Annotated in this window: 12 protein-coding genes; 6 read left to right on the forward strand and 6 right to left on the reverse strand. The window is 69.0% G+C overall.

Annotated elements, in window-relative coordinates:
- Positions 1-62 precede the first annotated feature (62 nt).
- From ABIE44_RS00215 to map, 4 genes are all read left to right on the forward strand, one after another.
- The gene (locus ABIE44_RS00215) at positions 63-1,037 is read left to right on the forward strand and encodes a Zn-ribbon domain-containing OB-fold protein (RefSeq protein WP_209713757.1); all 975 of its coding nucleotides are present in this window, start codon (positions 63-65) and stop codon (positions 1,035-1,037) included.
- Positions 1,038-1,052: 15 nt separating this feature from the next.
- The gene (locus tag ABIE44_RS00220) at positions 1,053-2,117 is read left to right on the forward strand and encodes a thiolase family protein (protein ID WP_209713755.1); all 1,065 of its coding nucleotides are present in this window, start codon (positions 1,053-1,055) and stop codon (positions 2,115-2,117) included.
- Between the two features lies 1 nt (position 2,118).
- Positions 2,119-3,288 (forward strand): thiolase family protein, encoded by a 1,170-nt coding sequence (locus ABIE44_RS00225; protein ID WP_209713753.1) that lies wholly within the window; start codon positions 2,119-2,121, stop codon positions 3,286-3,288.
- 71 nt (positions 3,289-3,359) lie between these two features.
- Positions 3,360-4,124, forward strand: a complete 765-nt coding sequence (gene map, locus ABIE44_RS00230) for a type I methionyl aminopeptidase (protein ID WP_209713751.1) — start codon at positions 3,360-3,362, stop codon at positions 4,122-4,124.
- Positions 4,125-4,131: 7 nt separating this feature from the next.
- Here the strand turns inward: map and ABIE44_RS00235 are convergent, their stop codons facing one another.
- From ABIE44_RS00235 to ABIE44_RS00250, 4 genes are all read right to left on the reverse strand, one after another.
- Positions 4,132-4,392: a helix-turn-helix domain-containing protein gene (locus ABIE44_RS00235; protein ID WP_209713749.1), complete on the reverse strand. Its 261-nt coding sequence runs from the start codon at positions 4,390-4,392 to the stop codon at positions 4,132-4,134.
- Positions 4,392-4,871: a DUF2975 domain-containing protein gene (locus tag ABIE44_RS00240; protein WP_209713747.1), complete on the reverse strand. Its 480-nt coding sequence runs from the start codon at positions 4,869-4,871 to the stop codon at positions 4,392-4,394. Before ABIE44_RS00240 ends, ABIE44_RS00235 begins: the two co-directional genes overlap by 1 nt.
- Before the next feature lie 43 nt (positions 4,872-4,914).
- On the reverse strand, positions 4,915-5,964 hold the full coding sequence (locus tag ABIE44_RS00245; protein ID WP_209713745.1) for a M15 family metallopeptidase: 1,050 nt from the start codon (positions 5,962-5,964) through the stop codon (positions 4,915-4,917).
- Between the two features lie 143 nt (positions 5,965-6,107).
- Entirely contained in the window at positions 6,108-7,343 is a 1,236-nt protein-coding gene (locus tag ABIE44_RS00250; RefSeq protein ID WP_209713743.1) for a cytochrome P450, read from the reverse strand.
- 169 nt (positions 7,344-7,512) lie between these two features.
- On the opposite strand from ABIE44_RS00250, the gene ABIE44_RS00255 reads away from it, so the two are divergent.
- Together ABIE44_RS00255 and ABIE44_RS00260 are read left to right on the forward strand one after the other, a co-directional pair.
- Positions 7,513-8,676, forward strand: a complete 1,164-nt coding sequence (locus ABIE44_RS00255) for a steroid 3-ketoacyl-CoA thiolase (RefSeq protein ID WP_209713741.1) — start codon at positions 7,513-7,515, stop codon at positions 8,674-8,676.
- Between the two features lie 60 nt (positions 8,677-8,736).
- Positions 8,737-9,480, forward strand: coding sequence for a hypothetical protein (locus ABIE44_RS00260; RefSeq protein WP_209713739.1), 744 nt, complete (start codon positions 8,737-8,739; stop codon positions 9,478-9,480).
- Positions 9,481-9,743: 263 nt separating this feature from the next.
- Here ABIE44_RS00260 and ABIE44_RS00265 read toward each other — a convergent pair whose 3' ends face one another.
- Both ABIE44_RS00265 and ABIE44_RS00270 read right to left on the reverse strand, forming a co-directional pair.
- Positions 9,744-10,625, reverse strand: a complete 882-nt coding sequence (locus tag ABIE44_RS00265) for an SDR family oxidoreductase (protein ID WP_209713737.1) — start codon at positions 10,623-10,625, stop codon at positions 9,744-9,746.
- Between the two features lie 49 nt (positions 10,626-10,674).
- Positions 10,675-11,424, reverse strand: coding sequence for an SDR family oxidoreductase (locus ABIE44_RS00270; protein WP_209713735.1), 750 nt, complete (start codon positions 11,422-11,424; stop codon positions 10,675-10,677).
- Between the last annotated feature and the right edge of the window lie 52 nt (positions 11,425-11,476).

Here is an 11,476-nt window from a genome sequence, read left to right on the forward strand (position 1 = left end):
TTGGGGCTGATGTCGCCGGATGTCCTTGCTCCGAATACTAGAACGTGTTTCACTTCTGTGCCATGGCACCCACTACGGAATCCCGGGTTCTGCACGCGCCGATGAAGGTGGAGTTCGACTACACCCGCTCTCTCGGATCCGTGCTCTCCCCGTTCATGTCGGCTCTCAAGCAACACTCCGTGCTGGGGGGTGTTCTCTCCGACGGGCGTGTCGTCGTCCCGCCCCCGGAGTTCGACCCGATCACCCACGACGCGGTCACCGACCTGGTGCCGGTCTCCGACCACGGCACCGTGACGAGCTGGGCGTGGGTGGCCGAGCCGGTCGCGCAGCAGCCCCTGGAGAAGCCGTTCGCCTTCGCCCAGGTGCTGCTCGACGGGTCCGACGCGCCGATCCTGCACGCGGTCGACGTCGACTCCCCCGCCGACATCAGCACCGGCCTCCGGGTCAAGGTGCGTTGGGCCGAGGAGACCACCGGGACGATCCGCGACATCGCGTGCTTCGAACCCGCCGGCGACAGCGAGTCGGACGGCTCGGCGTCGATGGACTTCGGTCCGCCCGAGGTCACCGGCATCATCAGCCCGGTCAAGCTCGCCTACGACTACGCCGCCTCGCCGGAGGAGACGAAGTTCTTCAAGGGCCTCTCGGAGGGCAAGCTGTTCGGTCAGCGCTGCCCGAAGTGCGAGAAGGTCTACGTGCCGCCGCGCGGCGCCTGCCCGGTGGACGGCATCCCCACCACCGACGAGATCGAGCTGCCCGACCGCGGCACCGTCACCACGTTCTGCGTGGTCAACGTTCCGTTCCAGGGCCAGACCATCCCGATCCCCTACGTGTCGGCCTACGTGCTGCTGGACGGTGCCGACATCGCGTTCCTGCACCTGATCCTCGACGTCGAGGCCGCTGACGTGCGGATGGGCATGCGCGTCGAGGCCGTGTGGAAGCCCCGCGAGGAGTGGACCACCGACCTCAACAACATCAAGTACTTCCGTCCCACCGGCGAGCCGGACGCGGACTACGAGACCTACAAGCACCACCTCTGACAGGCGGATACCTACATGCGTGATGTGGCAGTTGTTGGCTTCAGCCAGCAGCAGATGAAGGAGCTCGACGGGTCCCCGACCTGTCTGGAGATCCTGGTCCCGATCATCCAGGACCTGTACCAGCAGACCGGGTGGACCAAGTCCGACATCGGGTTCTGGTGCTCGGGGTCGAGCGACTACCTGGCCGGACGTTCGTTCTCGTTCGTCTCCGCGGTCGACGCCATCGGCACCCTGCCGCCGGTGATGGAGTCGCACGTCGAGATGGACGCCGCCTGGGCGCTCTACGAGGCCTGGGTGAAGATCCAGACCGGTGAGGTCGACACCGCCCTGGTGTACGGCTTCGGCAAGTCCTCGGCCGGCATCCTGCGCCGCACCCTGGCGCTCCAGCTCGACCCGTACGTCACCCAGCCGCTGTGGCCGGACACGGTCTCGCTGGCCGGCATCCAGGCCCGGGAGGGTCTCGAGAAGGGGCTGTGGGACGAGAACGCGATGGCCGAGGTCGTCGCGCGCTCGATGAGCGACGCCGAGGCGAACCCGTGGGCGATCCGGAAGGGGGCCACCTCCGTCGAGGACGTGCTGGCTCAGCCCCTGTACGCCGACCCACTGCGCCGCTGGGACTGCGCCCCCGTCTCCGACGGGGCGGCCGGCATCGTGATCGCGGCCGGCGACAAGGCGTTCGAGGCCCGGCAGCGTCCGGCCTGGATCACCGGCTTCGAGCACCGCATCGAGCCGATCGCGATCAACGCCCGCGACCTGACGGTGTCCTCGAGCACGGCGTCCGCCGCCGCGAAGCTGAACGGTCGGCTCGACGGGGTCGACACCGCCGAGCTGCACGCGCCCTTCAGCCACCAGGAGCTGATCCTGCGCAACGCCCTCGGCCTGGCCGACGACGTCCGGATCAGCCCGTCGGGCGGCGCGCTGACCGCCAACCCGATGTTCTCCGCCGGCCTGAACCGGATCGGCGAGGCCGCCTCGCGGATCTGGAGCGGCGACTCCGACAAGGCCGTGGCGCACACCACCTCCGGACCGGTCCTCCAGCACAACCTGGTGACCGTGCTCGACTCGCAGAAGGGGATCTGACATGGCCAAGGTTCCTGCAGCCGTCATCGGCGTCGGCCAGACCAAGTACCAGGCAGCCCGCGGCGACGTCTCGATGGCGGGCCTCCTCCGGGAGGCCGTCGACCGCGCGCTGGCCGACGCCCAGCTGACGTTCGACGACATCGACGCGGTGGTCGTCGGCAAGGCCCCCGACCTGTTCGAGGGCGTGATGATGCCCGAGCTGTACCTGGCTGACGCCCTCGGCGCCGCCGGGAAGCCGCTCCTGCGCGTGCACACCGCCGGTTCGGTGGGCGGATCGACCGCGATCGTCGCCGCCTCGCTGGTGCAGTCGGGCGTCCACGAGCGCGTCCTCACCGTGGCGTTCGAGAAGCAGTCGGAGTCGAACGCCATGTGGGCGCTCTCGATCCCGGTGCCGTTCATCATGCCGGTGCACGCCGGCGCGGGCGGCTACTTCGCCCCGCACGTGCGCTCGTACATCCGACGCTCCGGAGCGCCGACCCACATCGGCGCGATCGTCGCGGCCAAGGACCGGCAGAACGCGCTCAAGAACCCCTACGCGCACCTGCAGAACCCGGACACCACCGTGGAGTCGGTGCTCGCTTCCACGATGCTCTGGGACCCGATCCGGTACGACGAGACCTGCCCGTCCTCCGACGGTGCCTGCGCGCTCGTGATCGCGTCGGAGTCGGCTGTCGCTGCCTCGGACATCACGAACCCGGCGTGGATCCACGGCACCCAGATGCGCTCGGAGCCGACCACCGCCGCCGAGCGCGACCAGGTGAACCCAGCCGCTGGGCGGGCCGCCTCGGCAGCGCTCTACAAGCAGGCCGGCATCACCAACCCGATCGAGGAGATCGACTGCGCCGAGGTGTACGTGCCGTTCTCGTGGTTCGAGCCGATGTGGCTGGAGAACCTCGGGTTCGCCGCACCCGGAGACGGTTGGAAGCTGACCGAGGCCGGGGAGACCGCGATCGGCGGCAAGATCCCGTTCAACATGAGCGGCGGCGTGCTGTCCTCCAACCCGATCGGCGCCAGCGGCATGATCCGCTTCGCCGAGGCGTCCCTGCAGGTGATGGGCGAGGCCGGCGAGCACCAGGTCGCGGACGCCCGCAAGGCGATGGGCCACGCGTACGGCGGCGGCTCGCAGTTCTTCGCGATGTGGCTGGTCGGCTCGGAGAAGCCGTCCAACTAGGTCACCACGTCTCGGCAAGCTCGACGACCGGTCGTCGAGCTTGCCGCGACGCCCGCACCTAGACTCCTTGTGTGATCGAGTTCTTCAACGCCCGTGAGATCGAGCAGATGCGTCCCGCCGGGCGCTTCGTGGCCGACGTCCTGACCACCCTGCGCGAGACGGCAGCGGTCGGTGTGAACCTGCTCGAGCTCGACGCCCTGGTCGCCCGGATGATCGCGGACCGCGGCGCGACCTCGTGCTACGTCGACTACCACCCGTCCTTCGGCGCGATGCCGTTCGGAAAGGTCCTGTGCACCTCGGTCAACGACGCCGTCCTGCACGGCCTGCCCTTCGACTACACCCTGGCCGACGGTGACCTGCTCAGCGTCGACTTCGCGTGCGAGGTCGACGGGTGGGTCGCCGACTCCGCGACATCGGTCGTCGTGGGTGCCGCCGACCCCGCCGACCTCGCGCTGATCAAGGCCACCGAGGACGCGCTCGAGGCGGGCATCGCCGCTGCGGTGGTGGGCAACAAGCTCGGCGACATCGGCTTCGCGATCGGCGAGGTCGCCCGTGCCAACGGCCTGTCGGTGAACTTGCAGTTCGGGGGCCACGGCGTCGGACGGACCATGCACGGCGACCCGCACGTCCCCAACGACAGCCGCCCCGGTCGCGGACTGCGGCTCAAGCCTGGCCTGGTGATCGCCATCGAGCCGTGGTTCATGCACACCACCGACGAGATCTACACCGACCCGGACGGCTGGACGCTCCGCAGCGCCGACGGCTCGCGCGGCGCGCACAGCGAGCACACGATCGCGATCACCGAGGACGGTCCGCTCGTCCTGACAGCCCGGTGACCGGGGGCTAACCGAGCGCGGCGGTCACGCCGACGTCCTGCGCTCGCAGGTTCTCGCCGTCCGACTCCTCGACCCACTCCAGCAGGTCGCCGGGCTGGCACTCCAGCACCCGGCACATCGCCTCCAGCGTGCTGAACCGGACGGCTTTCGCACGCCCGTTCTTCAGGACCGCGACGTTGGCGGGCGTCAGGCCCACCTTCTCGGCGAACTCGCCGACGCTCATCTTCCGGCGGGCGAGCTCGACGTCGATGCGGACGACGATGGCCATCAGATGACCTCCGCCAGGTCGCTGCGCAGGGCAGCCGCCTGACGCAGCAGCGCGCGCATCACGACGATGACAAGGACCACCACGGCGCCGGCAACGGTGAGCAGGAACAGCAGCATCGGCACCCCGGGGTCGTCCGCATGGAAACCGACCCAGAGGAACGTGCCCGCCAGGACCAGCCACCCGGCGCCGGCAGCCGCCACGATCGCGTCGACCCAGACGAACGCCGCCTCGCTGAAGATCCGGTCCTCGCGCACCAGGCCGAGCAGCTTCCAGGTCGCGACGACGACCACCTGCGCGCACAGCACGCAGAACACCGCGAGTGCGGTCAACGGCCAGCGCCAGCCGGCCATGTCCGGCTCGGTGGCAGCCATGTGCCGGAACTGGCCGGGCAGCGACATGGTCTGGAACACGACCAGGATCGCGAACAGCACGACCAGGCAGAGTCGCAGCGGAGGAACGGCTCGACGTTCGATCTTCATGGATCGAGTCTCGTTCCTTATCTATCGTTTGTCAATCGATTCTTCAGGCATCGAAGTGCTGCGGGTCGGAGCCGGGCCACGACCAGCGAAAGCCGCTGGAGCGCATGATCTTCACGACCCGGTGCTTCCCCGAGCGCCAGGCGTAGCGCGGGTTGCTGTGCCCGATCCACCAGCGGTTCGGTTTCCACCCCTTGGCCGAGCGGAACGGGTTCTCCCACGGATTCAGGTCCAGCGAGCGGCCGTAGGAGTGCGGGGAGCGGACACGCGGCCTGCCGGTGACCCAGCGGCAGTTGAACGCCGAGGTGTTGTCGTGCGCCATCGACCGGTAGTCGTCGGCTCCCCCGGACCGCGCCGTGTAGCCGAAGCGGTCGGGCAGGTACATCGAGCGGATCGGGACGCGTGCGGCGTACAGGCGCTTCAGCGCGCGGGTGAAGTCGCCGACGGCGCTCGCGCGGACGACGAGCTCGCCGCGGCGGCGGTAGCCGTCGAAGGCCCAGTAGTTCACCCGGATCAGCCGGAGGTTCGACCTGCCGACGGGACAGCCCGGCCGCCAGCTGCGGCCGACCATCGAGGACCACACGTCGCGCGGGATCCTGGTGACCACGACCGCGGCGCCAGCACCCACCGCGCGGGGCTGCGCGGGCAGCTTCTTGGGACGAGGCGCCTTCGGTGGCAGGACGACGCGCCGGGCGGGCGGCTTGTTGTCGACGTACCGGACCGCGGAACGCGCCGCAGGCCAGCTCGGGGCCCCCGTCTCGTCGACCGGCCCGGCTTCGCCCCGCACCTGGTACCAGGTGTCCACGCGCGGCCGGATCGGCAACGCCTTGCGCCCGGAGGCGTCCAGGTGCACCAGCGTCCCGGGAGCCCACGGCCGACCGCGGCCGTGCGACCAGATTCGGACGGTGCCCGGCACCGCCGCACCGTCCGCGTCCGTCCAGTGCACGGTGAGCGTGCCGGAGGTCTCGTCGACGAGCGCGGACGGCACGCTCAGGGCGAGGCCCGGAGGCGTTTCCGCCGCACGCGAGGAAGCCACGGGGACGACCGTGAGGACGAGTGCGAGCAGGACGGCACCGGGGAACCGAGATGGGAACATGAGGGCGACCCTAGGAGGACGAGGGAATGGGGGTGCAAGGGTGGATTCCCCGGCTGTGGACAGCCCTTGCCCAGAACGCCCTGTGGAATGCACCGAGCCGCTGCGGCCCCGTGAGGTCGCAGCGGCTCAGGTACGAACGCGTCCTAGACGTAGGTGACAGGCAGTTCCTTGATGCCGTTGATCCAGGCGTGCCGCAGTCGACGGCCCTCACCCGCCTGCTTGATGTCCGGGGCCTTGTCGGCGAGCACGTTGAAGATCACGTCGACCTCGACGCGGGCCAGGTTCGCGCCGATGCAGTAGTGCGCGCCGTGGCCGCCGAAGGCCAGCTGCGGGTTGTGCTCCCGCTTGATGTCGAACTGACGCGGGTTGTCGAAGACGTCCTCGTCGTTGTTGCCGCTGGCGTAGTAGAGCGCGACCCGGTCGCCCTTCTTGACCAGCTGACCGCCGATCTCGATGTCCTCCAGCGCGGTGCGCTGGAACACGGTGACCGGGGTGGCCCAACGGATGACCTCGTCGACCATGGTGGTCGGACGCTCGGCCTTCCAGATCTCCCACTGCTCGGGGTTCTCGAAGAACGCCATCATGCCGTGGGTGATCGCGTTGCGGGTCGTCTCGTTGCCGGCCACGGCGAGCAGGATCACGAAGAACCCGAACTCGTCGTCGGTGAGCGCGCCCTCGCCGTCGTCACCGACGGTGACGAGCTTGGTGATGATGTCGTCCTTCGGGTTCGCCCGACGGTCGTCGGCGAGCATCATCGAGTAACCCAGGATCTCGGCCGCCGCGACCGCCGGGTCGCCCTCGATCTCCGGGTCGTCGTACGACAGCATCTGGTTGGACCACTCGAAGAGCTTCTTGCGGTCCTCCTGCGGCACGCCGAGCAGCTCGGCGATCGCCTGCAGCGGAAGCTCGGCGGCGAGCTCCTCGACGAAGTCGCCCGAGCCCTTCGCGACGGCGGCGTCGACGATGTCGTTGGCTCGCTCGACCAGCACCTCCTTGAGCGCGTTCACGGCTCGCGGCGTGAACCCGCGGCTGATGATCTGGCGCAGCCGGGTGTGGTGCGGCGGGTCGTGGTGGATCAGCATCGCGCGCTGCAGCTCGACCTGGTCACGGGTCATGTCTGCAGCGAACCGGATGATCACGCCGTTCTCGGCAGTCGAGAAGACCTTGCTGTTCTTGGAGATCGCGAGGATGTCCTCGTGCTTGCTGATCGCCCAGAAGCCGGTGTCCAGGAAGCCGGCGCGGGCCTCTGGAGCCTGCTCGACCCAGTGCACCGGGGCGGTCTTGCGCAGCTCGGCGAACTCTGCGAGCGGGACCGCGATCTCGTTCAGACCGGGATCGGTCGGATCGAAAGCGGCGGGCAGTTCAGGGGCAATGGTCACGAGTTCTCTTCCTCCACGGTTCTGAAACACGTTCTAGTGGCGATGATTACACAATTTGTGCACGTGATCAAAGGTCTCCGCAGAGTTTTTCGGGCTAGGTTGAGTCTGGCAGAAAACCAGAACGTGTTCTATTTTGAAGGAACGCTCCCCACCCGTCACAGGAGGAACCATGGGTAACCCGGTCATCGTCGAAGCGGTGCGCACTCCCCTCGGCAAGCGCCGCGGCTGGCTCGCCGGTCTGCACCCCGCGGTCCTCCTCGGCGCCTCCCAGACCGAGGTCATCAAGCGCGCCGGCATCGACCCCGAGATCGTCGACCAGCTGATCGCGGGATGCGTGACCCAGGCGGGCGAGCAGTCGAACAACATGGCGCGGCGCGCCTGGATGCACGCCGGACTCCCGAACGCGACCGCGTCGACCGTGATCGACGCGCAGTGCTCCTCGGCCCAGCAGGCCACCCACTTCATCAACGCGATGATCGCCGGCGGCGCGATCAAGGTCGGTATCGCCTGCGGCGTCGAGTCGATGTCCCGCATCGGCCTCGGTGCCAACGTCCCGCCGGGCAGCGGAGACCCCCGCCCGGACGACTGGGCCATCGACCTTCCGTCGCAGTTCGAGGGCGCCGACCGGATCGCGAAGAACCGCGGTTTCACCCGCGAGGACATCGACCGCTTCGGCTACGAGTCCCAGCGCAAGGCAGCGCAGGCCGTCGCCGAGGGCCGGTTCAAGCGCGAGATCTTCGCCCTCGAGGCTCCGGTCCTTGACGACGAGGGCAAGCCGACCGGTGAGACCCGCGTCGTCGACACCGACCAGGGCCTCCGCGAGACCACGCTCGAGGGACTCGCCACCCTGAAGCCCGTCCTCGAGGGCGGCTTCCACACGGCCGGTACGTCCTCGCAGATCTCCGACGGTTCCTCGGCGCTGCTGCTGATGGACGAGGACCTCGCGAAGTCTCTCGGTCTCACGCCGCGCGCCCGGATTATCACCTCCACCCTCGTCGGCTCCGACCCGTACTACCACCTCGACGGACCGGTCCAGGCGACTGAGAAGGTCCTCAAGGACTCGGGCATGAGCATCTCCGACATCGACCTCTTCGAGGTCAACGAAGCGTTCGCCGCCGTCGTGATGAGCTGGGCGAAGGTGCACGACGTCCCTGAGGACAAGTACAACGTCAACGGCGGCGCGATCGCGATCGGTCACCCGGTCGGGTCGACCGGAACACGGCTCCTGACCACGGCTCTGCACGAGCTCGAGCGCCAGGACAAGTCCACCGCGCTGATCTCGATGTGCGCCGGCGGCGCCCAGGGCTCCGGCACGATCATCGAGCGGATCTGAGCGTCCTCGCCCTGTGCGTCCGAGGTGACTCCGGCCCGGACGGGCCGCTAGGCTCGCGCGATGTCTTCTTCGCGCGTTGTGTCCCGTCCGGTCCTGCTCACCGCTGCTCTCGCTCTCGCGCTGCCCCTGGCGGCCTGCGGCGGCGACAAGTCCTCTGACTCCACCGACGAGCCGAAGGCTGACGCCGCCTCGGCAGCGTTCGCGAAGAAGTCGGGTCCGGACATCGTCGAGGCCGCAGCGGCCGCGATGAAGAAGACGGGCGCCGTGCACCTGAGCGGCAACATGATCCAGGACGGCGAGCGTCTCGACATCGACCTGAAGGCGGACGGCGACGGTCTGTGCGAGGGCGAGCTCAGCACGAAGGACGGGGGCACCGCCACCTTCGTCTCCGCCAAGGACGCCTCGTACCTCAAGGCCGACGACAAGTTCTGGGAGAAGAACGCCGGAGCCAACGCCGAGCAGACGCAGAAGTTCCTCGACGGCAAGTGGGCCAAGCTGCCCGCCTCGGAGCAGTTCAGCACGCTGTGCGGACTCGGCTCGAACCTGTTCGCCTCCGAGGAGGACCTCGACGACGAGAACTTCGAGGTCGGCAAGCTGACCGAGCTCGACGGTCACCCCGTGGTCGAGCTGATCTCGGCGGACGGCAAGGAGAAGTACCGCATGTTCGTCCGCGCCGACGAGCCGCACCAGATCCTGAAGTTCGTCAGCGAGACGCCCGGCGACCCCGGCGAGATCGCCTTCGACTTCGAGGAGAAGATCGCGATCGAGGTCCCCGGCGCCGACGAGTCCGTCAGCCTGCGCTGACCCGCCCCGCCCCAGGTGCGCCGAGCGGGCTCAGATGTCCCGTCCAGGTGGGCCGAGCGGGCTCAGATGTCCCGCCCAGGTGGGCCGAGCGGGCTCAGGTGTCCCGCGCAGGTGCGCCGAGCGGGCTCAGATGATCCGCCGAATGTGCATCCGAGCCCTCTCGGCATGCCCAGCTGGGACATCTGGGCCCTCTCGGCATGGCCAGCTGGGACATCTGGGCCCTCTCGGCATGCCCGGGTGGGACATCTGGGCCCTCTCGGCGTTCAGCTGGCGCCGTACACCGGCTCCGGCTTCACGCCCTCGGCGATGAGCTCGTCGACCACGGAGCCGAGCTCGGTGGCCTCCCAGCGGGCGCCCTTGTCGCGCGAGGCGCCGTGGTTCCAGCCCTCCTCGAGGGTGAGCAGGCCGCCGTCGCTCTCGAAGACGCGACCGGTCACGTGGCCGGACTCCTCGGAGGCCAGCCACGCCACGATCGGCGAGTTGTCCTCGGGAAGGGCCATCTCGGAGGTGTCGAACGCACCTTCGGTCATCCGGGTCTTGGCGACCGGCGCGAGTGCGTTGACGGTCACGCCGACCCGCCCGAGCTCGGCGGCTGCGACCAGGGTCATCGTGGCGATGCCGCCCTTGGCCGCCGAGTACACGACCTGGCCGATCGAGCCCTGCAGCCCGGCGCCCGAGGTGGTGTTGATGACGCGCGCGACGCGCTGACGCCCCTCCTTCGACTCCGCCCGCCAGTACGCCGCCGCGTGCCGCAGGGTCGCGAAGTGGCCCTTGAGGTGCACCCGGACGACGGCGTCGAACTCGTCCTCGGTGGCGTTGACGAGCATCCGGTCGCGCACGAACCCGGCATTGTTCACCAGGATGTCGAGGCCGCCGAAGGTGTCGATCGCCTGCTGCACCATCGCGGCCGCCTGCTCGAAGTCGGCCACGTCGGCACCGTTGACGACGGCCTCGCCGCCCATCGCCTCGATCTCCGCGACGACCTCGTGCGCCGGCGAGTCGGTCTTGTCGCCGTTGTTCGAGACGCCGAAGTCGTTGACGACGACCTTGGCACCGTGTCGGGCGAGCTCGAGCGCGTGCGCCCGACCGATGCCGCGACCGGCTCCGGTGACGATGGCGATGCGGCCTTCAAGAAGACGGGACAACTTCTACTCCTAGGTTCTGGCGTCTCGCCAAGCTCGACGACCGAGTGGGTCAGCTGATGTGCAGGAAAACAGGGGGTTCGCCACCGCCGTGGCAGCCGACGCTGGCACCGCTGACGTAGGACGCCAGATCGCTGGCGAGGAAGGCGGCGACGTTACCGACCTCGTCGGGGCGGGCCATCCGACCGAGCGGGATGGTCTCCTCGATGCGGGCGACCTTGTCGTCACCGCCGTAGTGGTCGTCGGTCTGCTCGGTCCGGCACAGCCCGACCTCGATGGCGTTGACGCGCACCTTCGGGCCCCACTCCATCGCCAGGCTCTTGGTCAGCGACTCCAAGCCGGCCTTCGCTGCGGCGTACGCCGCGATCGTGGGGGCCGGACGGTGAGCGCTGATCGAGCTGATGTTGACGATCGAGCCGCCGCTCCCCTGGGTCTGCATCACCGCGTTCGCGACCTGGGCGACGAGCAGCGGCGAGCTCAGGTTGAGGCCGATGATCTTGTCGTGGAACCGGGGCGAGGCCGTCGCCGCGTCCGCGGCCGGCGCTCCCCCGGCGTTGTTGACCAGCACGTCGAGGCGGCCGTGCTCGGCCACGATGCCGTCGACCATCGCCTGGACCGACTCGGGGTCGCGCACGTCGCAGACGACGTGGGTGCTGCCCGGGAACGGCTCGGCCTCCGAGCGCGCGCAGGTCACGACGGTGGCACCGGCGAAGACGAACGCCTCGGTGATCCCGCGGCCGATGCCGCGGGAGCCGCCGGTCACCAGAACCACCCGTCCGGTCAGGTCGATCGAGAGAGCCATGCTGGTAGAGTACCAAGCAAGTGCTTGGTTGTGTGTCGGCCGGGCTCGACAA

This window comes from Marmoricola sp. OAE513 (genome assembly GCF_040546585.1).
Lineage (GTDB): Bacteria > Actinomycetota > Actinomycetes > Propionibacteriales > Nocardioidaceae > Marmoricola.